Below are 26119 nucleotides of genomic sequence, written 5' to 3'. Positions count from 1 at the left end.
TGAGGCAACCTTGCACAGGTGTATTGGCCAGAAAAGGAATTCAACGATGCCATTTCCACCGCAGGAACGCACTGCACTGCTTGAACTCAAAGGCGTAGGCCCAACCGTCATAACCCGGCTTGAGCAGATGGGTATTGAATCGCTGGCTGAGCTTGGCAAAGCGAATGTCAATGACATCCTGGCTCAAGCAGCCGCTGCGTTAGGGTCTACCTGCTGGAAAAACAGCCCACAAGCCCGAGCGGCGATCAGCGCGGCGGTCGAGCTTGCCAAAAGCAAAGCAGGCGGTTGACGCCGCCTGCGCCCTGCAGTGGGAGCGGGCTTGCCCCGCGATTGCGGTGTGACTGACAGATCGCTATCGCGGGGCAAGCCCGCTCCCACCAGGCTCATCCACCGAGGATATCTTCGTGGGAATGGTTGGGTATGGCGGCCCCGCTAGCCCCTTCCGCCTTTACGGTGGCTTACTTTCCTCTTGGGGGGAAGTAAGCAAAGCCGCTGGCTCTTGCATCCGGCCCGTCACCTCACTAGGCAATACCTCCACTCAGCCTACTGAAGTCGCAGACTGCGGCGTCAAAGCTTGAAGCTTGAAGCTTGAAGCTTGAAGCTTGAAGCTTGAAGCTTGAAGCTTGAAGCTACGGACAATCCGTGAAGAACCAAAAATCAGGAGCTTTGAGTGAGCTCGGCGGAGCACCTATTACCCTCGCTTAATCCAACGCCCCACTCAGCACTTCGTAAATGATCCCCGTAGCGATAGCGACAAGGATCAAATCCGTCCCGACCTGCTGCCACTCATAGCCATCGTAGCGCGGCAGATGCCCTATCAGCCGTCCATCCAGCTTCTTGGCAATGCCCGGTGGCAGTGGCTTTCCTCGGGCCAGGTTTTTCTGAATCCCGGGAGGCAGTGCAGCCCCTGGGCTCCAATAGTCTCGGTAGCTCGACAACACACTTAGAACACTGCCACGGTCAACATCAGGTCCGTGACTCCAGTCACTTCGGCCCGAATTCTTGCCTTTTTCCTGGCCACCGTGCGCTTGAGCTTTCTGCGAATTACCTTTGCCGTTGCCATTGCCATTGCCCGGATCAGCCAATGTAGCGGCTGATCCCGTAACAAGTGCAAGGCTGGTAAGCGCAGCTATTAACGATTTGAATCTGATCATTTGCGTTCTCTCAGAAAGGGGATGTGCTGCAATGTAGACAGCAGAGAAAAGAAATCTCTCTCAGGCAAACAGCTTGGTGATCAACACCCCGATCCAGGCACCGACCCCCAGCGCTGGCAGCACAACCAATTCACGTTTCCAGTCCACAAGCCCCAGTTGGCGATTGACCTTGAAAATCAGGAAGAGCGTCGTGTAAGTATGCAAGGCAACCCCCCAGAGCGCATAGGTCACACCACCGATCGCCAACAGCAACGGCATCAGGGTGAACAACGAGACAACCCGGATAATGTTATCCATCGCCACGTATTTGGTCAGTCCGAGGGCCAACCAGACCTGATGCGCCAGGGAATAGCGCAAGGTAAAGAACGACAGCGAAAGGATCGCCATCATGTTGCCCGCACCGGCATAGCGTGCGTCGTACAACCAACCGATGATCAAGGGGCTGGCGGTTAGCAAGAAGCCACAAGTGAGCAACGAAAGTACGTCGAAGATGAGCCTGAAGTTGTAGTACAGCGTGCGTAAACGCACTTTGTCATCCGCTCGGGTCGCTTCACTGAAGGCTGGCAGCACAACAGCCCCCGCCAGCCGCTGCAAGCTCGACTGAAACGTCCCCAGCATGCTCACGGCGATGGAATACACCCCCAGCTCCACCACCGACATACTGCCGCCAAACCAGATCCGGTCACCCTGCATAGCCAGTACGCCCACTGCCGATGACAGCAGGATCCAGCGGCCATAGTTGAGCATTTCGCGCAATGCCGCCGGGTCCCATTGCAGGCGGTTGTTGGGGCCCTGGAACATCACATGACTAAGAATGGTGAAAACCAGGGTACTGAACAGGCCCGACGCCACCAACGCCCAAATGGAACGTGTGAAATAGCCCGCCACCAGCATCAGCACCAGGCCAAACAACTGCGTAATCAGCTCCGCAAGGACCACGCGTTTCTGTTGGAATGCCCGGATGGCCACATCGACCTTGGTCGACTGAAAGCCATTGAAAATCGCAAAAAAACCGGTGATAGCCAGCACCAGCGGCAGCTCTGGGGCGGCATAGGTGGAGTGAGCCGGCCACAGTTCAATGTACTGCGTGAACCAACTAGCCAGCGCCAGCAGTTGCATCAGGAAAAACAGGATAAACCCGCGAATGATCTGCACAGACCACAGGGTATTGAGAAACAGCGGGTCGTCGCCCCGTGGGCTCTGAATAATGTTTTGCCGCAGGCCGACATCAGACAACAGCAGCAGCAGTACCGAAACCGTGGTGGCGATGGCCATCACACCGAACATTTCCGGCACCAACAGGCGGGTAACGATCAGATTGCCACCCAGTCGGATGATCTGGGAGACCAGAATACCCCCGATATTCAACACCCCTGCCCCGATCACCCGCTTGCGCAGGCTCTGCGGTGACGACAACTCAATCGAAGGCATAGCACCCTCTCTGACCTGATTTAAGAGGTTACTATAGTCTCAATCTGCATTACGGTTAGCCTTCTTCATTCCAGCACATGGAAAGAGCGTTTCTGCTGCAAAAATGTACGGCCCGCTCCTCCATTTTTTTGCTGCTACGCTTTGCTTGACCTGATAGCCAAGTGGAAGCCTGAAGAGCAAATGCCACTATGATGACTTTTGTATGTTGCGTCGAATACGGCCGCCTTGAGCAACAAACACTGCTAATGATCGAGTCGCTGCGGACATTTGGCGGCGACCTCTCCTCTTCGCGCGTGCTGGCAGTCAAAGGACGGCGAGGCCCTTCGCTCGCGCCATCGACGCTTCGCGCTTTTGAAAGGCTGGGCGTTGAGTTCGTCGAAGCGAAAGAGGGAGAAAACCCGCATCCATGGCTCAACTACGCAAACAAGGTTGTTGCCGTTCAAACCGCCGAACGCATGGCTCGCACCGAGACGATTGCCTGGATAGACAGCGATATTTTCGTACTGAGCGCGCCGAACTCACTGGTGCTCAAGGGCGAAGAGCAGTTCATTGCCCGACGCGAATGGTTACCTCCGGCAATGCTCAAAGGCGACGCTCACTTTGAACCTTATTGGCGCGATGTATGCCAGGTGCTCGGCACGTCATTGGACGATTTACCATGGCTCGCCACTGAGGGTCGGTGCGCAGAACAATTGGCTTACTTTAATTCAGGTTTGTTCTCGTGGAGACGAGGAATCGGTTTCGCCGATGCTTATTACTCAGCCTTCTCAACGCTGCTTCGCAGTAAGTTGGCAACGCCTGAAGGGCAATTTTTTACAGCAGACCAAGTTATTCTAAGCCCCATTGTCGCCCGCCTTGGTCTGAAGTGGCGCGAACTGACGCCTGATGAGCACAACATGGTATTTCAAGGTTTGATCACCGGCCCCTCTGCCGCGCCCGCCATGAATAAGTCTTCCATCGTTCACTACTCCCGATCCATGGAGCAGCCCTATCGCGAGGCATTTTTGCAGAGACTCAATGCCGAGCGCCCTGAATTCGCGAACTGGCTGACACGCTATTTTGCGATGCATGACAAGAATGAATCCAATTCCAGGAGCACCGACAAGCTCGTTGCAAAAGCCCTGCGAATCGCGCGCGGACTGCAATATCGGCTCTATGATCGGTCAACGATCCGCTCAAGGTCTGGGAATGCCCAGTGACGTTAAAGGGGGCCGGGTAGCATTACGGCAACAAAAGCACCAGCGTCGCAATGGCGCCGGTGCTTTGTCTGGCCGTTATCCCTCACGTTGACGGCTGCAACGTTCAGACAGACACACAGCTCAACTTCAGCTGCAACCTGACAATCGGCGAATGGTAGCGAGTGGCGAGCGTCGTTTCCTCACCGGGATCGACCGTTCGGCGCACACGAAGCTGTTCTGAACCGGTATTGAACAGCGCCGTGCACTTAGCGGCCTGCTGGCCGCTGTTCTTCACCCGAACGCCGCTAACGCCGGAGCCATAGTCCTGGGTGGCGTAGGTCAGTTGGGTGCCGGCAAGGTTCTGTTCAACATCCACTGGGTAATCGAGCGATACCGCTGTCAGCGGCAGTGAAGCGAGCAGGATACAAAGGAGACCTTTCATGATCGTCTCCGACGGGCTTTCCATTCTATCAACAGCCCTGCGCACCGGTTTGTGGACGGACAAGCGGCACTTTTGATTAGCTCGCGATGTGATGTGTCTGGTACACCGCAGTCGCGGGGCAAGCCAGCTCCTACCGCCGAGGCTACTCAGCATATCCTCCGACATTTGCAGCCCCCCCTTTGCCAACCTCTTCGCATAGGCCGTGCGCAACGTGGGCCGCTGTCGATCAAAGGTGTGCAGCAACAGGCCCCTGCTCACTGGTGCGCGCGAATGCAGTTCCGGGCCCTTGGGCGCATTGGCGCGAAATGACGACCGTTCTTGCTTTCGTTGCTGGGTTTGGACTGCTTAGGATTTAGCTGCCCTGGCTAGCACCACCTGCCAGCGTATGCGGCATACCAGCCGCACTTTGTGCCAACGACAGCGACACGATCGCTCACCAAATACAAAAACAACAGGTGATCCACAGCATGAAATACGCGCTACCCACGAGCACACCTCAACGACTGCGTCCGGCCCTGTTGGCCGCAGCCGTCGCACTTGCCAGCAGTCAACCGCTGCAGGCTGCTTCCTTCCAGATCGGCGAGCAATGGAACTTCGCCGTCAACACCACCCTCAGCCTCGGCACCAGTTGGGCACTGGAAGATGCTGACAAGGGTCTGGTCACCAAGGCCGACGCCCTCAGCATTGGCAAGTCTGGCAGCGGCATCAACTACAACGGCGATGACGGCAGGCTCAACTTTGACGAGGGCGATACCATCTCCACGGTGTTCAAGGGACTCACCGATCTGGATCTGAACGATGGCAGCCAGGGCGCCTTCCTGCGCCTGAAATACTGGTATGACCACTACCTGGAGACCCACAACGGCGATTTTCGCAAGTTCGACGACTCCGGTTGGCAAGACTTGGCCAAGTACAAGGGATTCGAGGCACTCGACGCGTACCTCTGGAAGGACTTCGACATTCAGGGCCACAAACTGGGCGCCAAGGTCGGCAAGCAAGTGCTGAGCTGGGGCGAGGCGCTATTTATGCAGAACGGCATCAACACCATCAACCCGCTGGACGTTTCCGCCTTCAACCGCCCCGGTGTGGAGCTCAAGGAAGGCCAATTGCCGGTGGAGATGGTCAGCCTCAACTTCGACCTCACCGACGCGTTGAGCGTCGAGGGCTTCTGGCAGTACAACTTCCGCCCCTCGGTGCTTGATGGCTGCGGCACCTTCTTCAGCTCCGGAGACAACACCCAGGAAGGCTGCCAGTTCCGCACTTTGATCAGTGGCCGCGGTACCACCGAGCAGAACATCGCCGCCGGCGGTTTCGTGCCGCGCACCAGCACCGACTGGGCCAGCGACACCGGCCAATATGGCCTGGCCATGCATTATGTGATCGAAGAGTGGAACAGCACCGACATCGGTGTTTACTACGCCAACTACCATAGCCGCACACCCGTGGTGAACGGCATCACCACCACCGGTACCACAGCGGCTACGTTGCTCAACCAGGCCAGCTACTTCACCGCCTACCCCGAAGACATCCGCATGTTCGGCCTGAGCCTGAGCAGTGTGCTTGGCACCACGGCGGTGTTTGGCGAACTGAGCTACCGCCCCAATCAGCCGATCGCGTTCAACGGCAACGACACCATCGCCACCCTGACCCGCGCCAACAACAGCTCCACCACCCCCGAGGGCGGTATTCCCGCTGGTGTGCTGTTTCAGGGCTACGACCGGCTGCCGGTCTGGCAACTGAGCCTGGGTGCTACTGACACCGTGTCCAACGTGCTCGGCGCTGCCCGCTTTGCCTGGGCCGCAGAAGCCGGTGCCAACTGGGTCGAAGACATCAACGGCCAGCGTTTCGGCCGAGCCGGTGCCTTCGGTCGTACGCCACCGACCGACGGCAGCACCTGCGTCGGGGTTCCCGCCCCAGGCCGCGTTGGCAACGGCGGTTTGAGCCCAGACGAAGTGATCGCCTACAACGCCGACAACTGCAACACCAAGGGCCTGGTCGATCACTTCTCCTGGGGTTATCGGGCACGTCTGTCGCTGGCTTACGAAGGCTTGCTGCCTGCGACCACCGTCACTCCGGCGGTGGCCTGGCGCCACGACGTCAAAGGCTACGGCCCAAACTTCCAGGAAGGCCAGCAGTCTGTCGGCCTCAGCCTGACCTTCGACTACCGCAACGACTACTCCCTGGAGTTGGCTTACAACGAAAACTTCGGCAGCAACGACTTCTCCACCATCGATGACCGCGATTTCGCCTCCGTCACCCTCAAAGCGAGCTTCTGATCATGCACAGCACTATGAAGAAACTGTCCCTCGCTATTGCCCTCGTTACCGCTTGCACCCTGGTTCAGGCCAAGGACACCGACCTCAGCAAACTGGGTAGCCAACTCAACCCCATGGGAGGCGAGATGGCCGGCAACGCCGACGGCAGTATTCCGGCCTGGACTGGCGGCTTGAAAAAAGGCGCGGCGCCGATTGAAGCCAATGGCAACTATGTTGATCCGTTCGCCGGCGAGAAGCCGCTGTTCACCATCGATAAAAGTAACCTGGCGCAATACAAAGCCCAGCTTACCGAGGGCCAGCTGGCCATGTTCAGCCGGTTCCCGGACTACAAGATGAACGTCTACCCGACACACCGCACTGCGCGGATTCCGCAAAAGTACCTGGACCAGGCGCGGGAAAACGTAACCAAGACTGAACTGGCCGAAAAGGGCAATGGCCTGTTGAACTACGCCTACGGCATCCCCTTCCCGATGCCGACCCAAGCGCTGGAGGTCATGTGGAACCACATCGCCCGCTTCCGTGGCGGTTCCATCAGCAATCGCAAATTCTCTTCGGCCACCGTGCAAGAAAACGGCACCTACACCATCGTCGACTACGACAGCCAGGCGGCCTTCCGGGAAAACCTCACAGACCTTGAGCCAGACTCGAACATCCTGTTCATGACCTACTCGCGCACCCTCAGCCCGTCGCGCTACGCCGGAGAGGTGACCCTGGCCCACGAGCCGATCAACCAGGTGACCGAGGCGCGTAATGCCTGGCAATACATTCCCGGCCAGCGTCGCGTACGCCGAGCCCCCACCGTTGCCTATGACAGCAGCGCCCGCTACACCTTCGGCCAAGTGGTTTCCGACAGCCTCGACGGTTACAACGGCGCGCCCGATCGCTACAACTGGAAGCTGATCGGTAAGCAGGAAAGGCTGGTGCCCTACAACTCTTACAAGCTGATGGACAAAAAGCTCAGCTATGACGACCTGCTCAAGGTCGGCCACTTGAACAGCGACCTGCCCCGCTACGAGAAGCACCGCGTCTGGGTGGTCGAAGCCACTCTCAAGGAAGGCCAGCGCCATGTCTACGCCAAACGCCGCTTCTACATCGACGAGGATTCCTGGTCGATCCTGAGCACCGACATCTACGACTCGCGCGGAGAACTGTGGCGCATGCAGGAGAACTACCTGGCCCAGTTCCACGACGTCGAATTGCCGTTCTACGCCACCGAAGGCACCTTCGACCTACTATCTGGGCGCTATGCAGTGAACAACATGACCAACCACAGCCCGAAGTGGGTCTGGGGCGAGCAGATGTCCAAAGCAGAGTTCACCCCGGCACAGCTCAAGCGCTTGGGTAAATAATCCAGATGATGTGAAAAAAGGGGGCGAAAGCCCCCTTTTGGAACGATCCCAAGAGAACGGGTGCCGATGCGCGGGCCAACACCTGCTTTATCGCTTGGTATACGCAGGCATAAAGGCGTTGAAGAAAAGTACACTTGCCGGCCCAACAAGGAAGCTCACGCTCGTTCCTGGGCTAATCAACGGCACGACCAGAACAGTTGCGAACAAACCTGTCCCTGCCCACAATCGCCGACGCGGTGTTAGCCACTCTCGAAATTTTTCCAACCCTTCGCGCATTACCACGTTCCCTGTTTGGTAAGCGGCGAAGCATATCACCCACTTCACTGCAACCACGCACTATTTGCTGAAACGTGATTGGCGGGCATGCCCACGCCGATGGTAATGCTGAGGTGGGCTGCCTGACGTGGGAAGTTAGTTCGACTCACATTCTCGGATCAGCTTTTTGTTGATTTTGCCTACGCTGGTTTTTGGAATCTCTGTCACGAACTTAAACTGCCTAGGGATTGCCCATCTGTTGATACGGCCGGACTTAACAAACTGCTGTAGATGAATTTCAAGATGAGCTGGGTCGAGGTGCTTGCCAGGTACGCATACCACCAACGCCATGGGACGCTCTCCCCATTGCGCATCGGCGATGCCAACGACTGCAACCGCACTGACAGCAGGATGTTCGCTGATCAAACTCTCCAGCTCCAACGAGCTGACCCACTCCCCTCCTGTCTTGATCACATCTTTGATGCGATCCTTGATTTCCACCACCCCACGCGAATCAATCGAAGCTACATCACCGGTGTGCAGCCATCCGTTGTGCCAAAGGGCTGCACCCATTTCCTGGTCCTTGAAGTAGCCCTGTGTCAGCCATGGTGTCCGCACCACGATTTCGCCCAGCGATTCACCATCATGCGGAACGTCTTGACCGTTCGCGTCGATGATTTTCAGATCCACCATCGCAATAGGCATCCCGGTCTTGATACGGCTGGCGAGCTGAGTTTGCGTGGGCTGTTCAAGCTCTCCCGCATGCAGGTAGGTTGTGCAAAGTAACGGACAGGTCTCAGACATCCCATAGGCGCTGTGCACGCAAATACCAAGGTTGTTCGCTTGCTGCGCAACGCCCATTGTGAGGGAACTGCCCCCCAGCAGCATTTTCCAACCCGAGAAGTCAGTCTGGAGAGCCTCCTCGCATCCCATAATCATTTGCAGGATCGTTGGCACACAATGGGAAAATGTGACCTTCTCATCGCGAAACAGCCTGACCAGGCGATTAGCCTCATAGCGGCCGGGATAAACCTGTTTGACCCCCATCAGAGTCGCCACGTATGGCACACCCCAGGCATGCACGTGAAACATGGGCGTGATGGGCATATAGACGTCATCGGAACGCAGCAGTGGCTGACCTTGAAAGGCACCTAAAGTGCCGACGGCACTCAACGTATGCAGTACCAATTGGCGATGCGAGAAGTACACCCCTTTTGGGTTCCCGGTTGTACCTGTCGTGTAGAAAAGAGTCGCCACCGAGTTTTCGTCAAAATCAGGAAACGCGTAATGGTCACTGCTTCGGGCCAACAGATGCTCATACTCTCCCACCACCGGTAAAACCGTTGCAGCGGCTTCGTCGTCGGTGAGCTGGATGTACCCTTTGACGGTCAATAGCTCCTCATGAATCTGCTCAATCAGCGGGAGGAAATCGTCATGAACCAACACCAGATCATCCTCTGCGTGGTTCATTGTGTAACGCACTTGGTCCGCAGACAGGCGGATGTTCACGGTGTGTAAAACTGCACCAATCATCGGCACAGCAAAAAAGCATTCCAGATAACGATGACTGTCCCAATCCAGCACCGCTACGGTATCGCCTGCTTTGACGCCGGCTGCCGTCAGGGCATTGGCCAAACGCTGGATTCGCGCATTCAACGTCCGGTAGCTGTAACGCAGTTTGTCCGCATAAACAATTTCCTGCTCCGGCTCGTACCTTTCTCCTGAAAGCAGCAAGCGCTTGATCAATAACGGATAGGCATACGCGTCTGGCGATGGCTTGATTATTTTTGTTGTCAGCATGGTGTTACTTTCCACTCCTGTCACTGAGACGTCGGCTCAACGCCCCCTGCCGACAGATCGCCGGTACGGAAGCCGAATGCACCTCAAGCCGTGGAAATGAAAAGTAGGATTTGCCTGCTCGCTGCGCTGTTCAATCAGCGTCAAATGCTAGCCTTTTGATGACAGATAACAAAAACAGCACCGTCCTGAATCGAGACAGGATAGATTTGCAAACCCACGGATGGGGGATGCCTGCCACGCGGTTTTCATTTCCTGCTCAACCCTCTATAAATGGGCCGAGATGGAGTACTCGTTCAGCATTTCTCCGCCCCCATCGCGCCTGCATTGCACAGTGCATGCAGGTGAACATAACAATAACGAGGCAATTTCAATGGCCCTGATGGCTCGTACCGCTGCGCTGACGAATTACCTTGAACTGTGCACACAATTGGGCATTAACCCCCATCAGCTGCTCAATGAGTTCGCACTCAGCGTGTCGATGTTAAAGAGTCGAGAGCTGCGTATTCCCATGACAGTGGTAGCAATGCTGCTGGAGGCGACCGCAAAAGCCAGCGGCTGTGAAACCTTTGGCCTGCGTATGGCCGAGTCGCGACAGCTTTCCAATTTTGGTGCAATCAGCCTGTTGCTTACCCATCAGCCAACCTTGCGCGATGCCTTGAACACCATTGGGCAATATCGACATCTGCTCAATGAATCCCTGGCAATGGAAATCACTGAGACGGACAAGATCGTGATAATCCGCGAGGAGATCATCATCGACCCCTCCACCCCAAAACGCCAAAGTATCGAGCTGGCAATCGGCGTGCTGCATCGGCTATGCGGTGCTCTGCTGGGCACGAGCTGGCGCCCGTTGCGCGTCAGCTTCACTCACACCGCGCCAAAAGACCTGAATGTTCACCGCCGTGTGTTCGGATGCAACGTTGAATTCAACGGCCAGTTCAACGGCATTGTCTGCCTGGTGTCGGACCTGAATACGGCCAACCCCACTGCAGACCCGGTGATGGCGGATTATGCACGGGAGTTTCTCGAAACATTGCCTGGGGTAAGCAAAGGCTCGACGCTGAACGAAGTACGCCAGGCCATTTACCTGCTGTTGCCCCTGGATCGCGCCACGATCAGGCAGGTAGCCCAATCCCTCGGCATGAATGTGCGCACCTTACAACGGCGTCTGGAAGACAGTGGCGTCAGTTTTTCCGAATTGCATGACCAGGTTCAGCAAGACCTGTTGCACCGGTACATGGAGAACCCACGCTATTCGCTGAGCCAGGTCGCAGGGCTGCTGGGTTACTCAACGCCCAGCTCTTTCACCCGTTGGTTTACGGCACAGTTCGGTGTGGCACCGTCGACCTGGCGCCGTCAACGGTTCAACAACCCTGAATAACAGACATCATGGGGCCACCTCCCAACAGGCAAGCCCCATGATGCAGTTACTCAGACGGCTAACTCGCTCCTATCGCGAAAGTAAGCCAATGCTTCAGGGTTAGCGAGCGCCTCGACATTTTTCACCGGCTCACCCTGCACGACGTTACGAACCGCTAGTTCGACGATCTTGCCGCTCTTGGTCCGGGGAATATCCACAACCTGCAGAACTTTTGCGGGAACGTGGCGCGGCGTAGTGTTGTCGCGGACCTGTTTTTTGACCCGCTCCACTAACGCATCATCTAGTTGATCCCCTTCCCGTAGCTTCACGAACAGCACCACGCGCGTATCGCCCGCCCATTCTTGTCCGATTACCAAAGACTCGACAATTTCCGGCAATAGCTCAACTTGCCGGTAAATCTCCGCAGTCCCGATGCGCACCCCTCCAGGATTTAACGTGGCGTCGGAGCGTCCATAGATTACAAATCCGCCACGACTGTTGATCTCGGCAAAATCTCCATGACACCAGATGTTCGGGAAGCGGGCGAAATAGGCTGCGTGATAGCGCGAACCGTCCTGGTCATTCCAGAACCCGACGGGCATGCATGGGAACGGTCGTGTGCACACCAGCTCACCTTTGGTTTCCCGGACAGACTTGCCTTGCTCATCAAATACAGCCACCGCCATACCCAAACCTGCCCGCTGGATTTCCCCGCGATACACCGGCTGTATTGGAACGCCTACAACGAAACCGGAAAGAATGTCCGTCCCCCCGGCGACCGAAGACAGATGAACATCACTTTTGATCTCGCGATAGACATACTCGAAGCCTTCCGGCGCCAATGGGCTACCTGTCGACAAAACGCTCCGTAAGGTCGCAAGAGAATGGCTACTGCGCGGTGATAGCCCCTGCTTGAGCAGTGCATCGATAAACTTGGCCGATGTACCGAAGTGAGTCATCCCTTCCGCATCGACGTAGTCGAAAAGAATACTGCCAGGGCGGCCATCTTGCCCGGCAAGGAACGGCGAGCCGTCGTAGAGCAGTACCGTAGCTCCGGACGCCAAGGCGGAAACCAGCCAGTTCCACATCATCCAGCTGCACGTGCTGAAGTAGAACAATCGATCACCCGGTTGCACATCGGTGTGTAACTGGTGTTCTTTGAGGTGTTGCAACAAGGAGCCGCCGTGACCATGAACAATACATTTAGGTGCGCCAGTGGTTCCCGAGGAAAACAAGATAAACAACGGATGATCGAAAGGCACCTGAACGAACGCAATCTCGGCTGTAGCATAGGGCTTGATAAAGTCAGCGTAACCCACACCGCCAGCAACATTGGTCACGTCCAGACTTTCGCCCACATAGGGCACTACCACGGTGCACAGGAGGCTAGGCAACTGCGCCACTACCTGTGCGTTTTTCTCCATGCAATCGATACGTTTGCCGTTGTACCAATAGCCATCAGCACACAGCAGTAGCTTGGGTTCGATTTGCCCGAATCGATCCAGAACGCCTTGAACACCAAAATCAGGTGAGGCGGAGGACCAGACAGCACCCAACGAGGTGGTCGCTAACATGGCCACCAAAGTTTCAGGCATGTTCGGCATAACCGCAGCAACCCGATCGCCCTGGCCGATCCCCAATGCTTGCAGACCTTGGCGAAAGCGTGACACCTGCTCGTAGAGCTGACCTCTGGACAGTCGCACCTGGACCTTGTCTTCACCCCAGAATACCAATGCATCAGTGTCGTCGCGGCGCGCAAGCAGCGATTGTGCATAATTCAATCGAGCATTCGGAAACCAATGCGCTCCGGGCATCCGTTCGGCCTGCTCCAACACTACTTCGCCCAGCTCGCCGACGCCGCCACAAAATGCCCAAACCAGTGGCCAGAACTGCTCTATATCTTGGACAGACCAACGCCAGAGTGCGTCATAGTCGATGAATTCATGCCCAGTACGCGACTTCACGAACTGCATGAAAGCGCTGAGACGCGTGTTGGCAATTCTCTCAGGGGAAGGCTGAAAAACGGGATTCTCGTTCATATCAATTTCTCTCGATACAGGCTGAGGGCCGGAGCGATGCGGCCGAAAAAAAGTCGGTGCAAGGTCAACGCTGGCGACGTCTGGGCATAAGCGTCATGTTCACGCCACGCCTGCGGTAGCTGTGTCGGGCAGTCCCGATTTTCCGATATCACGGTGGTAGTGACGCTTGCCGTACCAAAACACCAGAGCGGATGCGATGGCCATCAGCGGGATAATCTGAAAGGCGTGGTCCAATGCCAGGGCATCCGCGAGCATGCCCGTGACCAGCGGGCCAGGTGCCAGGCCCAGGATATTGTTGGCCAGTGCCAGCACCGCAAATGCCGTGGCATGCACCGAAGGGTGAGTCAAGTTAGCCACCATGGCACCGGCCGGCCCACAGGTGCCGCTGGCAACCAGCATCCCCAGGCAGACCAGGGTGAGCTGCCCAATGCCGGGCGGCAAACGGAACGCAGTTGCCAGTAAAAAACCGCTGATCAGGCAGTACGTGATGGCCAGGGAGATCTTTCGGTCGGGTGCATTGCGGCACAGACGATCACTCAATATGCCGCAAAGAATCATTCCGCCGCCGCCAATCAGAACAATCAAGGCGGATAACATCCCGGCCTTGTCGGTGTTCATGTGGTAGTAGCGATTCAAATAGCTCGGAAACCAGGCAAGCACCGAGCCCACGATGAAAAGCTGAAGCCCGTTGCCAACGTAGGCGCAGATCACGGAGCGACTGGCAAACAGCGTAGCCAGTGGGCGCTTGGCTGATGCCGTCGAGACCTTCTGCTGCGCACCGATGCGCCCTTCACGCACTACGATCGGATACAGCACGGCCAGACACAGGCCAAACACCGCCATGCTGGCAAATGCGCTGCGCCAGCCCAGGTGTGCCGCGATGATGCCGCCCAGCGCCATACCCAACACAGAGCCGAACATAGTGCCGGCCATGAACGCGCCCGAAAGAGACGCACGCATGTGTTTGGGGAAAACGGATAGCACCACGGCAATGCCGACACTGCCGTAGGCAGCCTCACCAGCACCTACCAGAAAGCGTGCGACAAACATCTGGTTGAAGCTTTCCGCGATTGCACAGCCCAGCGTCGCCAGGCTCCAGAACATGGCCATCAACACCAGACTTTTGATGCGCCCCCAGCGATCTGCGAGTAACGACAAGGGGATAGTCAGTACGCCAACCATCACCGAGACGATGCTACTGAGCATCCCCAACTGTGCGTCACTCAGCGCCCATTCGACCTTGAGCAGTGGGAAAACCGCGTTGAGCACCTGGCGCGACATGTAATCAGAAATCAGCAAGCCAAAGGTCAGTGCGAACACGACCCAGGCAAACGTACGGGGGACGCTGGTGGAGACGTCCGCGCTATCACCGACGGCAGCGTGATGAAAAGCCATGGCAGGTCCTCGAGTCGATGCGTCTTGTTGTTATTGGTTTTGATGGCAAAGGGCGTGCTACGCCCCCGCCATGGGTAGACTGACGTCAGGTTAATGCCGCGCTGTTAGTGTCGAGGCTTGCGATTCGGTGCGAAACCGTTCGCGGCCAGCGTTTCGTCCGCATCCTTGTAGAACGTACCGATCTTGTAGATTTCCCGTGCTTCTTTGCCATTGGCAACGGGCCGAGCGCATTCATTGGCAATTCGCACCAGTTGCTCGACCTGCTCCACGCTGCTCATCTTGCGCGAACGATCAGGCGTCCAGATCGTATCTTCAATGCCACAACGCACATGCAGTCCCATCGCGATGGCCATCATGTTGAGCGGCAGCACGTTGTTCATCTGGCCCTCGAACGTGAGCACTGCACCGTCGGGCACTGCGCGTAAAAAGTTCGTCATGTTGTAAGGCGTCATGGCATCCGCACCACCGCCGATGGGAATCCAGGTCAAAATCAGCGGAACGTTGCACACACCGCGGCGCATCATGCGCTCCACCGTTTCCAACGAGTTGATGTTGCCCATCTGGAACTGCACCTGGATGCCGTTCGCAGTCAAACGTTTTACGTGCTCTTCAACCCAACCGGGCCCTGCCGGAATAGTCATTTCACGGTAGGCAATCTGCTTTAACGGATCGGCGAATGAGGTGCCAGCGACATCATCTTCGGACAGCGCCTCAATAATGTTGAATTGGTTCGAGTTGATGGCCAGAGTGACCTGATCCGGCTTCGGCGTCAGTTCAGCCAACATGTGGCGCGTGTCGTCAGACAGCCATTTGGCGATTTCGCCATCCGACTCCGGCGCAAATGAAATCGAGCCCCCTACCTGAATGATCATATCCGGTACGGCTTCTCGTACCCCGGCAATCAGCTCGTTGAACTTGGACAGGCGTTTAGAGCCCTTGCCGTCGAGTTCACGTACATGCAGGTGCAGCACGGTGGCACCGGCCTCATAGCAGTCGACAGCTTTCTGGACTTGCTCGTCCATGGTGACCGGAATGTCTTCCGGAAAATCATCGACTTCGAACTGGGGGCCGTAAGGAGCAACGGTGATGACCAGTTTTTCCTGATTTTCGGGGTACAGCGAGCCGTCTATGAAATTCATAGGTATCTCCGAGGACATATTGTTGGATTTAGTATTTTTGTCAGTCGACAGGAAGAAACATTTAAAAAGTCTTATTGCCTATGATCCCGGCACGATCCATCTTTCGATGGCACGCCGGATAATCCATTACTGCGTAATGTTGAGTGGCGCTGTTGTCCCAGATCGCGACACTGTTGGGTTCCCAGCGCCAGCGAACCTGATACTCCGGGATGCATGCCTGACTGATCAGGTAGCGCAGCAACTCTCCGGCACCAGGGTTGGCGTCTTGCCCATAGCGGACATGTTCGGCGGTGTGGAAGTTGGTGAAGTGCGTAGTGAATACATTGACGTACAACACCTTCTCTCCGGTTTGCGGATGCGTTCGCACCACCGGATGCTCTGCGTCCGGGAACTTCGCTTTGAGTGCCAGGCGCTTTTCCATTGGCATCGATGCACCAAAGGTGGCTTCGATACTGTGGCGAGCCCGTAAGCCGGCAATCTTTTCTTTGATGTAGGCAGGTAGGTTTTCATAAGCCAGCACCATGTTTGCCCACATCGTATCGCCCCCAACTGGCGGGCATTCAACACACCTCAACACCGCACCGAATGGCGGTGCCTCCCTCCACGTGGCGTCGGAGTGCCATGCATTCTCGTAGCGGTCCGGCTGTTGATCCGGTGTTTTGTAAATACGAACCAGGCCTTGATGTTCCGGGTCACTGCCCGCGACCGGGTGATCTTCGAGCTCACCGAATCGCTGGGCAAACGCCACATGCTCAGCGCTGCTGATCACCTGATCCCTTAGAAAAAGCACACGATACTTGAGCATTGCCGCGCGAATTTCGGCGAACAATTGGTCATCGTGAATGGCATCTACGAGCTTTACACCCACCAGTTCGGCGCCTAACGCGCAGGTTTGTGGTTTGATGTGCATATCGCAAAGTCTCCTGCGTCGTTTTTGGAGTTAGGCGCTGTGACTTTACGGAACCAGGACAGTCGCCCCGATTGTCTTGCGTGACTCCAGCATGCGATGTGCGTCAGCGGCCTCTGCAAGCGCAAACAACTGTTTCGGCTCACCCGAAATCTTCCCGGCAAGCACCAGATCGAACAATTCCTTGGCCATGCTGAGCATGTGGGAGCGAGGCTGGATGTAGTGCACCATCGCCGGACGCGTGAACCAAATGGAGCCTTTGAGCGCAAGCGTCAAAGCATCGACATTGACCGGGCCGGAACTCGTTCCATTGCTGACGAAGGTGCCGCGCACTTGCAGGCTGTCCAACGATGCCTGCAGGGTATCCTTGCCAACAGAGTCATAGACGACCGGTACACCCTGCCCGTCCGTCAACTCGCGCACCCGCTCCGCGATGTTTTCACGGGAAGTCACGATCGTATGCGTGCAACCGTTAGCCTTAGCGATTTCCGCCTTTTCGTCAGTGCTGACGGTACCAATCATCGTGACCCCAAGTGCACGCGCCCACTGACAGGCGATCAGCCCCACCCCTCCGGCTGCTGCGTGATAGAGAATTGTCTCGCCACCTTTCAACGGATAGACTTGACGGAACAGATACTGAGCGGTCAGGCCTTTCATGATGAGCGTCGACGCGGTGCGATCCGAGATCCCATCAGGCAGCGGAATCAACACTGCGGCAGGCATCACCCGCACGTCGGCATAGGCGCCCTGCGGCCCCATCAAATAACCGACGCGATCGCCGACTTTGATATCGGTAACATCCGGCCCCACCGCTTCGACAACGCCAACTGCGTCCGACCCCAGGCCGCCCGGCAACTGTGCCGGGTAATAGCCGGTGCGGTGATAGATATCGATGAAATTGACTGCGATGTAACTGTGCCGGACGCGCGCCTGCCCTGGGCCTGGCTCACCGACGTCGACGTCTTCATAGCGAAGTACTTCAGGTCCGCCGGTTTCGTAGAAGCGAACAGCTTTGGCCATGTTGTTTCTCCAGTCTGAGTGTTCTTGGAGGGCTACAGCCCTTTAGACTGGAATATACGAATGTTCGAGCGCGGGTTATGTACATCTCATGACTGAGGCTATCCACTTCATGACAAGCTGCGCCACAAAGCGAAGAACAATGTTGAATCGCAGAATCTGGCGCATTGGGTCACGTTCATGAAAATCCCCGCTTCAACCTACCTGATTCTGCTACAACTCATTACGCTTACCGCGCTTGGTTCCGATTTCTGACCCTGATGATTATGAAGACGATGTTCGGCAGCATCATGATGATTAGCATCCCCGAGAAGCCAACATGACCCGCTTCGTGAAGGAAGGCGCCCAACGCAATAAACACCACTGTCAGCAAGAACCGCAGCGATACGAATTTCTCCAGGCCTCTCACCCTAACTCCTTAGATTCACTAATAAATTTCTCACGATTCTACAGTCTGCTTAGCGGGCGTGGAGAGCTATTGCGCTGCAGCAGTCTCAAGGAGAAAGAGGCACACCGAGGCCATAGCTGCGATGTTCAACGCGCAGGGCGCTGAAACAGTGTGGGGTTGGGCTCAAGAGTCACCGGGTTTCTGTCGGAGGAACCGAGTTCCTGTAATCCTCTCTACAGGTCTGTCTCGCCAGCTCCATAATGTAGTGGTCAACTTATCCTGGACACTGCGTTGAGCTTTTCTTCGACCATGCCGGTCAGGTAGTGCGCGCAGGCGGCGCCCGTGGACAGGAACAGCAACCACGCCTTTTCGGTCTGTCAGTTCGTCCCGGTGCCACCAACTGGCCCAGTCGAGCTTTTCGAGCAGGCGGTGCAAATACTCCATGCGCTCGACTCCATTGGCATCACTAGGTTTGGAACGGCCCCAGCAGCACTCCCTGCTCAAAGCGATGGGCGTGGTGGAGCCGAAAACAGAAAGGGCCCGATCAATGTCGAGGCCCTGAATTGGTATGCGGTCTTTCCCGCCTTCCGTGAATCGCACCTTCAATGGGCATCAAAGCGTACCGGGGACGTCAGCTCACCACGGCAAGCCCTTCACAAGCCCGATAGCACTCTGAGATCATTCGTGTCTCAAGCAGGCAATTCGAATCAAGGACGCAGATTGAAAAAGCTATTCATGTTAGGGGTTATGGCAGCAGTGATCTCGGGCTGCTCCAACAACGAAGACGACTACCTAGAAATCATTAAGTGCAACTTATCTGCACAACGGCTCTCGCAAACCCAGGCGCTCTACGAAATTACCAGTTATGCGCAGGAGTTTACTCGGAGCACCGGCTTTTTACCGAATGCTGAAGAGATCAAAAAAATATCCCTAGGCGGAAGAGAAAAGTTGGGACTTGATAAGCTCGACAGCCAAGAGACTCACGAACTCATGGTCGAAATTTTCAACTCTTCCACGTGCAAAAAAATGCATAAACAGCCTGAAGTTGACGGATGATTGTCAAACCCGAAGCAAAAAACCGACTAAATGGCCGACTCTTGGTTGTCACTCGATATCGTGTAGGTTCGCCCGTTTTTCTTGCATAGTGAGCTCGCCAGATCGGCGCGGGTTTCCGCACATCCAGCATGAGCAGACCTTGCCATGATTAGCAAATAACCCAGCGTTGTGCTCACTGGTTACCCATGATTCATAGGCTCGCTGCTTCAGGTAAAAGCGAGCCTTAATTCGGCGTGTATCGTGTCGGCGTTGTGCTCTGGACATAATTCCTCCTAAGCCAAAGCCGACAATGCCCCGGCAGATTTCTCTGGCGAGGCTTTTGCGATCAATCCTCAACACGCGCAGGAATGTCAGGACGAGAAACAATGTTGCACCGTTGCACAGGTGTCAAGCGGCATCTGCCATCAGAACGCTTTCCTCCCGAAGAATCTTGCCAGCCACAGCCAAAGCCTCGGCCACCATTTCGTCCAACACCTTCTCGATGGCCTTCCTCCAGCGCCATTAAGTGGTCCTGTGAGGCCCTGGCTGTCCCAGGTGTTGATGTCGTAAAACCCAGGCGGTAGCACGATCATGTCTGTGGGGCGCTTCACGTACTGCTCGCGCCTGGCTTGCCCTGCGTCATCAGGCAATTCTCCACCCCTCAGGTGACCGGTCACGGCAGCGTTAAGTGATTCGAACTCTGTGCGCTCTCGGGCCGATCGGCTCGCGATCTCGTTTCCGGATGAAGCCTGCCCCTCTTCACTGGCGGAATAGCCCAAACGGTGACGGCCTTGTACCAGAAGAGGTTCGGCACCTGAGTGGCGATCAGCGGCACCAGCTTGCCCATGGCATCGACCTTCTTGGCCTTGTGATACGCGGCCATGAGCTGGAGCCCATGGGTTGGATGGAACACGAGATGCAGACCGGTCTGATCGGAGAAGATGGCGGCAGCGGGTACAAGTGTTTCTTGGCCCCGGGCAAGCTCCGGGCCTTCCACATCGACAACGATGCCAGCGGCATCATGGACCAGATGCAGGGCTGCATGTGGATCACCGGGCGCGACATAAACCGCCCGATCGGCACCATCACCACCCTGGACCGCTGGGCATTGGTCGACGGTGATCACATGCAGATACTCACTGCCAACGAGGCCCTGGCCGCGATGTCGTTCCCGGCTGACACGCTGCGCCCGGACAACCACCTGCTGACCATGCACATGGCTGGTAACGCTGTTCCACCACTGGCTGGCCAGAGGGTGATTGAGGCGCTGCTGATGGCGGCTTAACCACCCACAACCTATTGCGCCGAAGCATCGGCACCGTGTGAGTTTGGTTTGATTTCTGTATACCAGTGAGGCGGCTCACCTACCCCCCAGATCACGATATTGATCTTTTGGCAGTGCTCACACTGGAACTCAAACTCAGGCCTTGGGTCATCGGGGTCGAAGTTCATTGCCTCCCCGCAGCCCGCACAACCCGACATTAGCATCGCTTTATTGGCACTCTCGCTCATAACGCGCACCTCTCTGCAGTACGTTAAGCGTAGCCGACTCCAACGCCACAGAATCAAGCCAGCCCGACGAGGTATCCCCATGCCCACAGAAAACCGATCCAGCAACATCGAACAGATGGTCAGTGTGCCGCGCGATGAAGTTGAGCGCCTGGTGAAGCTGCTCCCGTACCAAGCCCACCCCTGCCCGTCACCACACGCAGAGTTCTGGCAGGGTCTACTTGATGCCCCTGTCGCCCAGCACCAAGCGAGCCATTCTGCTGGTCCTACAAGCTCGGCGGCGAACAGCGGTTCTAATCGAGGCGGTAAATAAGGTATCGGCTACCGATTCTCTCGGGCCGGTACTGACAATATTGAAGAGGAGGCAGGCGTAAAATCCTGAGAAGTCACGCAAATGTCACGCACATGAAAAAGGCCAGCTCTTACGAAACTGGCCTAAGTCATTGAATTTAATGGTCGGGACGGAGTGATTCGAACACTCGACCCCTTGCACCCCATGCAAGTGCGCTACCGGGCTGCGCTACGCCCCGACTGGGCTTGAAGCATGATCTCCTAATTGCTGAGAACGTTGAAGAATGTACCCTAACCTTTTGAATTATGGAAGCATTTTTTCCAAAATTCCCGGCCCGGTATGGGCTACTTCTTCAGCACCACCAACACATCTTCCAACTCGACAATCATCTGCCGGATCAGCTGTTTGTACTGGGTGGTGTCGTCCTTGGCTTCATCGCCAGAGAGGCGCAAACGCGCCCCGCCGATGGTGAAGCCCTGGTCGTACAGCAGCGCGCGGATCTGGCGGATCATCAGCACATCCTGGCGCTGATAGTACCGCCGGTTACCGCGGCGCTTCACCGGGTTGAGTTGCGGGAATTCCTGCTCCCAGTAGCGGAGCACATGCGGTTTTACCGCACAAAGCTCGCTCACTTCACCAATGGTGAAGTAACGTTTGCCTGGAATCGGCGGAAGCTCGTCGTTATGACTTGGTTCCAGCATAGGCCTCAACTCGGGCTTTCAACTTTTGCCCTGGACGAAAGGTGACGACTCGACGCGCCGTGATCGGGATCTCTTCCCCCGTTTTGGGGTTGCGGCCCGGCCGCTGACGCTTGTCACGCAGGTCAAAATTGCCGAATCCGGACAATTTGACCTGCTCGTTGTCTTCTAGAGCGTGCCTGATTTCCTCAAAGAACAGCTCAACCAATTCCTTGGCTTCACGCTTGTTCAGGCCCAGCTCCTCGTACAGCCGTTCAGCCATCTCAGCTTTCGTCAGAGCACCCATACGCTATTTCCTTAACGTGGTGTTCAACCTTTGTTCGAGCGAGGTGAGGATGTTTTGCGTTGCGGTATTCACCTCTTCGTCATTAAGAGTGCGCGACGGATGCTGCCAGGTCAAGCCTACTGCGAGGCTTTTTCTATCAGGATCAATGCCTTTACCCTGATAAACATCAAACAGCCTGAGGTCTGTCAGCCATTCGCCTGCATTGTCACGAATTACTTCAAGCACCGAGCTCGAAGCAACATCACGTCCTGCAACCAAGGCCAAGTCACGACGGACTTCCGGGAATTTCGACAGTTCGCTGAATGTCGGCAGGCGGCCTTCGGCCACTTCACCCAGCACCAGCTCGAAAACGAACACCGGACGATCCAGGCCGAGGGTCTTGGCCAGTTCCGGGTGAATGGCACCCAGGTAGCCGACTTCGCGACCGTCACGCTCGATGCGGGCGGTTTGACCTGGATGCAGCGCCGGGTGTTTGCCCGGTACAAAGCTGAACTCGGCCAACGAACCGGAGAAGCCCAGCAGCGCTTCTACGTCGGCTTTCACATCGAAGAAGTCGATGGTGTCGCGACCGTTGGCCCAACCTTCTGGCAGGCGGCTGCCGCACACAACGCCAGCGAGCATTGGCTGCTGTTTGAGGCCTTCAAGCTGCCCCACAAAGCGCAGGCCACTTTCGAACAGGCGCACGCGGTCTTGCTGACGGTTAAGGTTGTGCTGCAGCGACTTGACCAGGCCCGGCCACAGCGATGCACGCATGGCGGCCATGTCGCTGGAGATCGGGTTGGCCAGCAGCAGCGGCTCAACGCCTGGGCTGAACAGCTCGAACAGTTTCGGGTCGATGAAGCTGTAGGTGATCGCTTCCTGATAGCCACGGGCAACTAGCAGACGACGCAGCGCCGGCAGTTCGCCACGGGCCTCGGCTTTGGCCTGCGGGGCCAGGCGCGCTTGCGGGTAGCGAACCGGCAGGCGGTTGTAACCGTACAGTCGGGCCAGCTCTTCGATCAGGTCGACTTCCAGGCTGATGTCAAAACGATGACTAGGTACTTCGACCTGCCACTGCCCGGCTTCACCGCTGGTTTTCAGACCCAGGGCGTTGAGCAGGCGCTCGACTTCGGCGGTGTCCATGTCCATGCCGAGCATCTGGTTGATACGCTCGGAACGCAGGGTCACGGGCGCAACCTTGGGCAGGTGCTGTTCGCTGACAGTTTCAATAACCGGGCCGGCTTCGCCGCCGACGATGTCCAGCAGCAGACCGGTAGCGCGCTCCATGGCTTCACGCGCCAGTTGCGAATCTACACCACGCTCGTAGCGATGCGAGGCATCGGTGTGCAGGCCATAGGAACGGGCTTTGCCAGCTACGGAAATCGGCTCGAAGAAGGCGCTTTCGAGGAAGATGTCGCGGGTCTTGGTCGACACGCCACTGTGTTCGCCACCCATGACGCCGGCGATTGCCAGGGCGCGGGTGTGGTCAGCAATGACCAGGGTGTCGCTGCGCAGAGCGACTTCCTGACCATCGAGCAGAACGAGCTTCTCGCCCTCTTCGGCCATGCGTACGCGAATGCCGCCGTTGATTTCGGCAAGGTCGAAGGCGTGCAGCGGCTGGCCCAGCTCGAGCATCACGTAGTTGGTGATGTCGACAGCAGCGTCGATGCTACGGACGTCGGCGCGACGCAGACGCTCAACCATCCACAGCGGGGTTGGGCGCGACAGGTCGACATTGCGGATGACGCGACCCAGGTAACGTGGGCACGCCGCTGGCGCCAGTACTTCAACTGGGCGCACTTCGTCGTGTACGGCCGCGATGGCAGGCACTTGTGGACGGGTAACGGGTTCTGCGTACAGGGCACCCACTTCACGCGCCAGACCCGCCAGGGACAGGCAGTCGCCGCGGTTCGGAGTCAGGTCGACTTCGATACTGGCGTCGTCCAGGTCGAGGTACACACGAATGTCTTCGCCAACCGGCGCATCGGCAGCCAATTCCAGCAGGCCGTCGTTTTCTTCGCTGATCTGCAGCTCGGCAGCCGAGCACAGCATGCCGTTGGATTCAACGCCACGCAGCTTGGCCTTCTTGATTTTGAAGTCGCCCGGCAGTTCGGCACCGATCATGGCGAACGGGATCTTCAGGCCTGGGCGCACGTTAGGCGCGCCACACACCACCTGGAAAGTTTCGCTGCCGCTGCTGACCTGGCACACACGCAGCTTGTCGGCGTCTGGGTGTTGCTCGGTGCTCAGCACCTCACCGACGATGATGCCACTGAACTGACCGGCAGCCGGGGTGACGCTGTCGACTTCAAGACCGGCCATGGAAAGACGTGCAACCAGCTCGTCTCGGGATACATGCGGGTTGACCCAACCGCGCAGCCATTTTTCACTGAATTTCATCCTGCTCTCCTGAAAGATTCGTTACGGGTGCGCGACCTAGCGAAATTGCGCAAGGAACCGCAAGTCGTTGTCGAAGAACAGGCGCAAATCGTTGACGCCGTAACGCAGCATGGCCAGGCGCTCGGCGCCCATGCCGAAGGCAAAGCCCTGGAACTCTTCAGGGTCGATGCCTGACATGCGCAGCACGTTCGGATGAACCATGCCGCAACCCATGACTTCCAGCCAGCCGGTTTGCTTGCACACACGGCAGCCTTTGCCGCTGCACATCACGCACTGGATGTCGACTTCAGCCGAAGGCTCGGTGAAGGGGAAGAAGGACGGACGGAAACGCACCGCCAGTTCCTTTTCGAAGAACACCCGCAGGAACTCTTCGATGGTGCCTTTGAGGTCGGCGAAATTGATGTCGCGATCGATCAGCAGGCCTTCGACCTGATGGAACATCGGCGAGTGGGTCAAGTCCGAGTCGCAACGATAGACGCGGCCCGGGCAGACAATGCGAATAGGCGGCTGGCTGGACTCCATGGTCCGTACCTGCACCGGCGAGGTGTGGGTACGCAGCAGCATGTTGGCATTGAAATAGAAGGTGTCATGCATTGCCCGGGCCGGGTGGTGGCCGGGAATGTTGAGGGCTTCGAAGTTGTGGTAGTCGTCTTCAACCTCTGGGCCTTCGGCGATGCCGTAGCCGATGTGGGTGAAGAATTGCTCGATGCGCTCCAGGGTACGGGTGATCGGATGCAGACCACCGGAGGTCTGGCCACGGCCCGGCAAGGTCACATCAATGCACTCGGCCGCCAGACGGGCGCTGAGCTCAGCTTCTTCGAAGGCTGCTTTGCGCGCGTTGAGCACTTCGGTGACGCGTTCCTTGGCGTCGTTGATCAGCGCGCCAACTTTTGGCCGCTCTTCGGCAGGCAGATTGCCCAGGGTCTTCATCACCTGGGTCAGCTCGCCTTTCTTGCCAAGGAATTGAACCCGGATCTGTTCCAGGGCATTGATGTCTTCAGCGCGTTCCACGGCCTCCAGGGCTTGGGAGACCAGCGCGTCCAGGTTTTCCATGTACAGACTCCAGATACAAAATAGGGGAAGAGCGCAGGCTCTTCCCCTATTAAGACGTTAACACCTGGCGCCGGAAATGACGCCGGGTGATTGTCGGGGTACTTAAGCCAGCGAGGCTTTAGCTTTCTCGACAATCGCAGCAAACGCCGCTTTTTCGTTCACTGCCAGATCAGCCAGAACCTTACGGTCGATTTCGATCGACGCTTTTTTCAGGCCAGCGATCAGGCGGCTGTAGGACAGACCGTTGATACGCGCACCAGCGTTGATACGAGCGATCCACAGAGCGCGGAACTGACGTTTTTTCTGGCGACGGTCGCGGTAGGCGTATTGGCCTGCCTTGATGACCGCTTGCTTGGCAACACGGAATACGCGCGAGCGTGCGCCGTAGTAGCCTTTAGCCAGTTTCAGAATTTTCTTGTGACGCTTACGAGCGATGACGCCACGCTTTACACGAGCCATGAGTAACTTCCTCTATCTTTGACCGAAATTAACGTACGCGCAGCATGCGCTCGACTTTTGCAACGTCCGACGGGTGCAGCAGGCTGCTACCACGCAGTTGACGCTTACGCTTGGTCGACATTTTGGTCAGGATGTGGCTCTTGAAAGCGTGCTTGTGCTTGAAGCCAGAAGCGGTTTTCAAGAAACGCTTCGCTGCACCGCTTTTGGTTTTCATTTTTGGCATGTTCGGATACTCCGCATTCAGTGGATAAACATAACCGCAAGGCCTGCCGTGCCCT

22 protein-coding genes, 1 tRNA gene and 1 pseudogene are annotated in these 26119 nt (G+C 56.8%); 7 read left to right on the top strand and 17 right to left on the bottom strand.

All coding sequences use genetic code 11. The features are described from left to right. The first annotated feature begins 46 nt into the window (after window positions 1-46). Window positions 47-289: a helix-hairpin-helix domain-containing protein gene (locus E1573_RS19160; protein WP_133216143.1), complete on the top strand. Its 243-nt coding sequence runs from the start codon at window positions 47-49 to the stop codon at window positions 287-289. Window positions 290-701: 412 nt separating this feature from the next. Here E1573_RS19160 and E1573_RS19155 read toward each other — a convergent pair whose 3' ends face one another. Then, window positions 702-1154, bottom strand: a complete 453-nt coding sequence (locus E1573_RS19155) for an anti-virulence regulator CigR family protein (protein ID WP_133216142.1) — start codon at window positions 1152-1154, stop codon at window positions 702-704. Window positions 1155-1214: 60 nt separating this feature from the next. Further along, on the bottom strand, window positions 1215-2585 hold the full coding sequence (locus E1573_RS19150; RefSeq protein WP_133216141.1) for an oligosaccharide flippase family protein: 1371 nt from the start codon (window positions 2583-2585) through the stop codon (window positions 1215-1217). Between the two features lie 188 nt (window positions 2586-2773). Between E1573_RS19150 and E1573_RS19145 the strand changes: the two genes are divergently transcribed. Beyond that, window positions 2774-3784, top strand: a complete 1011-nt coding sequence (locus E1573_RS19145) for a hypothetical protein (protein ID WP_133216140.1) — start codon at window positions 2774-2776, stop codon at window positions 3782-3784. Between the two features lie 103 nt (window positions 3785-3887). Here the strand turns inward: E1573_RS19145 and E1573_RS19140 are convergent, their stop codons facing one another. Next, window positions 3888-4205 carry a 3-phosphoglycerate kinase gene (locus E1573_RS19140; RefSeq protein WP_133216139.1) on the bottom strand — a complete coding sequence of 106 codons (318 nt, stop codon included), beginning with the start codon at window positions 4203-4205 and terminating at the stop codon, window positions 3888-3890. Between the two features lie 467 nt (window positions 4206-4672). Here E1573_RS19140 and E1573_RS19135 point away from each other — a divergent pair, with 467 nt between their 5' ends. Together E1573_RS19135 and E1573_RS19130 are read left to right on the top strand one after the other, a co-directional pair. Beyond that, on the top strand, window positions 4673-6481 hold the full coding sequence (locus tag E1573_RS19135) for a DUF1302 domain-containing protein (RefSeq protein WP_133216138.1): 1809 nt from the start codon (window positions 4673-4675) through the stop codon (window positions 6479-6481). A 14-nt stretch (window positions 6482-6495) separates the two neighbouring features. Next, complete coding sequence (locus E1573_RS19130) at window positions 6496-7830, top strand: DUF1329 domain-containing protein (RefSeq protein WP_256659580.1); 1335 nt, start codon at window positions 6496-6498, stop codon at window positions 7828-7830. A gap of 411 nt (window positions 7831-8241) precedes the next feature. Here E1573_RS19130 and E1573_RS19120 read toward each other — a convergent pair whose 3' ends face one another. Beyond that, window positions 8242-9885 (bottom strand): fatty acid--CoA ligase, encoded by a 1644-nt coding sequence (locus E1573_RS19120; RefSeq protein ID WP_133216135.1) that lies wholly within the window; start codon window positions 9883-9885, stop codon window positions 8242-8244. 370 nt (window positions 9886-10255) lie between these two features. Here E1573_RS19120 and E1573_RS19115 point away from each other — a divergent pair, with 370 nt between their 5' ends. Continuing rightward, window positions 10256-11266, top strand: a complete 1011-nt coding sequence (locus tag E1573_RS19115) for an AraC family transcriptional regulator (protein ID WP_133216134.1) — start codon at window positions 10256-10258, stop codon at window positions 11264-11266. Window positions 11267-11316: 50 nt separating this feature from the next. On the opposite strand, the gene E1573_RS19110 is transcribed toward E1573_RS19115, so the two are convergent. From E1573_RS19110 to E1573_RS19090, 5 genes are all read right to left on the bottom strand, one after another. Continuing rightward, window positions 11317-13284, bottom strand: a complete 1968-nt coding sequence (locus E1573_RS19110) for an acetoacetate--CoA ligase (protein WP_133216133.1) — start codon at window positions 13282-13284, stop codon at window positions 11317-11319. A gap of 99 nt (window positions 13285-13383) precedes the next feature. After that, entirely contained in the window at window positions 13384-14679 is a 1296-nt protein-coding gene (locus E1573_RS19105) for an MFS transporter (protein WP_133216132.1), read from the bottom strand. Between the two features lie 104 nt (window positions 14680-14783). Continuing rightward, window positions 14784-15818, bottom strand: a complete 1035-nt coding sequence (locus E1573_RS19100) for a 3-keto-5-aminohexanoate cleavage protein (RefSeq protein WP_133216131.1) — start codon at window positions 15816-15818, stop codon at window positions 14784-14786. Between the two features lie 61 nt (window positions 15819-15879). Then, window positions 15880-16728, bottom strand: coding sequence for a TauD/TfdA family dioxygenase (locus E1573_RS19095; RefSeq protein ID WP_133216130.1), 849 nt, complete (start codon window positions 16726-16728; stop codon window positions 15880-15882). Window positions 16729-16773: 45 nt separating this feature from the next. Continuing rightward, the gene (locus E1573_RS19090; protein WP_133216129.1) at window positions 16774-17745 is read right to left on the bottom strand and encodes a quinone oxidoreductase; all 972 of its coding nucleotides are present in this window, start codon (window positions 17743-17745) and stop codon (window positions 16774-16776) included. Between the two features lie 727 nt (window positions 17746-18472). Here E1573_RS19090 and E1573_RS27125 point away from each other — a divergent pair. Further along, on the top strand, window positions 18473-19186 hold the full coding sequence (locus E1573_RS27125; RefSeq protein WP_165957361.1) for a hypothetical protein: 714 nt from the start codon (window positions 18473-18475) through the stop codon (window positions 19184-19186). A gap of 652 nt (window positions 19187-19838) precedes the next feature. Here the strand turns inward: E1573_RS27125 and E1573_RS27025 are convergent. Next, the gene (locus tag E1573_RS27025) at window positions 19839-20048 is read right to left on the bottom strand and encodes a hypothetical protein (RefSeq protein WP_256659579.1); all 210 of its coding nucleotides are present in this window, start codon (window positions 20046-20048) and stop codon (window positions 19839-19841) included. On the opposite strand from E1573_RS27025, the pseudogene E1573_RS27020 reads away from it, so the two are divergent. Further along, a pseudogene (locus E1573_RS27020) lies at window positions 20040-20450 on the top strand (hypothetical protein); the annotation flags it as partial. The gene E1573_RS27025 and the pseudogene E1573_RS27020 overlap by 9 nt on opposite strands. A gap of 677 nt (window positions 20451-21127) precedes the next feature. On the opposite strand, the gene E1573_RS19055 reads toward E1573_RS27020, so the two are convergent. The 7 genes from E1573_RS19055 to rpmI all read right to left on the bottom strand — a co-directional run bounded on the left by E1573_RS19055 (window position 21128) and on the right by rpmI (window position 26064). Further along, window positions 21128-21204: transfer RNA gene (locus E1573_RS19055), tRNA-Pro, on the bottom strand. 106 nt (window positions 21205-21310) lie between these two features. Beyond that, window positions 21311-21667, bottom strand: coding sequence for a MerR family transcriptional regulator (locus tag E1573_RS19050; protein ID WP_010222411.1), 357 nt, complete (start codon window positions 21665-21667; stop codon window positions 21311-21313). Continuing rightward, window positions 21648-21950, bottom strand: a complete 303-nt coding sequence (ihfA, locus tag E1573_RS19045) for an integration host factor subunit alpha (RefSeq protein WP_002553164.1) — start codon at window positions 21948-21950, stop codon at window positions 21648-21650. The genes E1573_RS19050 and ihfA overlap by 20 nt, the downstream gene beginning before the upstream one ends. Window positions 21951-21953: 3 nt before the next feature. After that, window positions 21954-24329: a phenylalanine--tRNA ligase subunit beta gene (gene pheT, locus E1573_RS19040; RefSeq protein WP_133216126.1), complete on the bottom strand. Its 2376-nt coding sequence runs from the start codon at window positions 24327-24329 to the stop codon at window positions 21954-21956. Between the two features lie 36 nt (window positions 24330-24365). Then, window positions 24366-25382, bottom strand: coding sequence for a phenylalanine--tRNA ligase subunit alpha (pheS, locus tag E1573_RS19035; protein WP_133216125.1), 1017 nt, complete (start codon window positions 25380-25382; stop codon window positions 24366-24368). Window positions 25383-25484: 102 nt separating this feature from the next. Then, window positions 25485-25841, bottom strand: coding sequence for a 50S ribosomal protein L20 (gene rplT / locus E1573_RS19030; RefSeq protein WP_010222414.1), 357 nt, complete (start codon window positions 25839-25841; stop codon window positions 25485-25487). A gap of 28 nt (window positions 25842-25869) precedes the next feature. Continuing rightward, window positions 25870-26064, bottom strand: a complete 195-nt coding sequence (gene rpmI / locus E1573_RS19025; RefSeq protein WP_009394045.1) for a 50S ribosomal protein L35 — start codon at window positions 26062-26064, stop codon at window positions 25870-25872. Between the last annotated feature and the right edge of the window lie 55 nt (window positions 26065-26119).

This window comes from Pseudomonas sp. H9, from assembly GCF_004353925.1.
In the GTDB taxonomy this organism is placed as follows: domain Bacteria; phylum Pseudomonadota; class Gammaproteobacteria; order Pseudomonadales; family Pseudomonadaceae; genus Aquipseudomonas.
The sequence above is the reverse complement of the archived record's forward strand: the minus strand, read 5'-3'. Positions and strand labels throughout refer to the sequence as shown.

Bases quoted from the DNA above. Each gene is read 5' to 3' on its own strand.
- E1573_RS19160 (WP_133216143.1), top strand. From the start codon at position 47: ATGCCATTTCCACCGCAGGAACGCACTGCACTGCTTGAACTCAAAGGC.
- E1573_RS19155 (WP_133216142.1), bottom strand. From the start codon at position 1,154: ATGATCAGATTCAAATCGTTAATAGCTGCGCTTACCAGCCTTGCACTT.
- E1573_RS19150 (WP_133216141.1), bottom strand. From the start codon at position 2,585: ATGCCTTCGATTGAGTTGTCGTCACCGCAGAGCCTGCGCAAGCGGGTG.
- E1573_RS19145 (WP_133216140.1), top strand. From the start codon at position 2,774: ATGATGACTTTTGTATGTTGCGTCGAATACGGCCGCCTTGAGCAACAA.
- E1573_RS19140 (WP_133216139.1), bottom strand. From the start codon at position 4,205: ATGAAAGGTCTCCTTTGTATCCTGCTCGCTTCACTGCCGCTGACAGCG.
- E1573_RS19135 (WP_133216138.1), top strand. From the start codon at position 4,673: ATGAAATACGCGCTACCCACGAGCACACCTCAACGACTGCGTCCGGCC.
- E1573_RS19130 (WP_256659580.1), top strand. From the start codon at position 6,496: ATGAAGAAACTGTCCCTCGCTATTGCCCTCGTTACCGCTTGCACCCTG.
- E1573_RS19120 (WP_133216135.1), bottom strand. From the start codon at position 9,885: ATGCTGACAACAAAAATAATCAAGCCATCGCCAGACGCGTATGCCTAT.
- E1573_RS19115 (WP_133216134.1), top strand. From the start codon at position 10,256: ATGGCCCTGATGGCTCGTACCGCTGCGCTGACGAATTACCTTGAACTG.
- E1573_RS19110 (WP_133216133.1), bottom strand. From the start codon at position 13,284: ATGAACGAGAATCCCGTTTTTCAGCCTTCCCCTGAGAGAATTGCCAAC.
- E1573_RS19105 (WP_133216132.1), bottom strand. From the start codon at position 14,679: ATGGCTTTTCATCACGCTGCCGTCGGTGATAGCGCGGACGTCTCCACC.
- E1573_RS19100 (WP_133216131.1), bottom strand. From the start codon at position 15,818: ATGAATTTCATAGACGGCTCGCTGTACCCCGAAAATCAGGAAAAACTG.
- E1573_RS19095 (WP_133216130.1), bottom strand. From the start codon at position 16,728: ATGCACATCAAACCACAAACCTGCGCGTTAGGCGCCGAACTGGTGGGT.
- E1573_RS19090 (WP_133216129.1), bottom strand. From the start codon at position 17,745: ATGGCCAAAGCTGTTCGCTTCTACGAAACCGGCGGACCTGAAGTACTT.
- E1573_RS27025 (WP_256659579.1), bottom strand. From the start codon at position 20,048: ATGGCCGCGTATCACAAGGCCAAGAAGGTCGATGCCATGGGCAAGCTG.
- E1573_RS19050 (WP_010222411.1), bottom strand. From the start codon at position 21,667: ATGCTGGAACCAAGTCATAACGACGAGCTTCCGCCGATTCCAGGCAAA.
- ihfA (WP_002553164.1), bottom strand. From the start codon at position 21,950: ATGGGTGCTCTGACGAAAGCTGAGATGGCTGAACGGCTGTACGAGGAG.
- pheT (WP_133216126.1), bottom strand. From the start codon at position 24,329: ATGAAATTCAGTGAAAAATGGCTGCGCGGTTGGGTCAACCCGCATGTA.
- pheS (WP_133216125.1), bottom strand. From the start codon at position 25,382: ATGGAAAACCTGGACGCGCTGGTCTCCCAAGCCCTGGAGGCCGTGGAA.
- rplT (WP_010222414.1), bottom strand. From the start codon at position 25,841: ATGGCTCGTGTAAAGCGTGGCGTCATCGCTCGTAAGCGTCACAAGAAA.
- rpmI (WP_009394045.1), bottom strand. From the start codon at position 26,064: ATGCCAAAAATGAAAACCAAAAGCGGTGCAGCGAAGCGTTTCTTGAAA.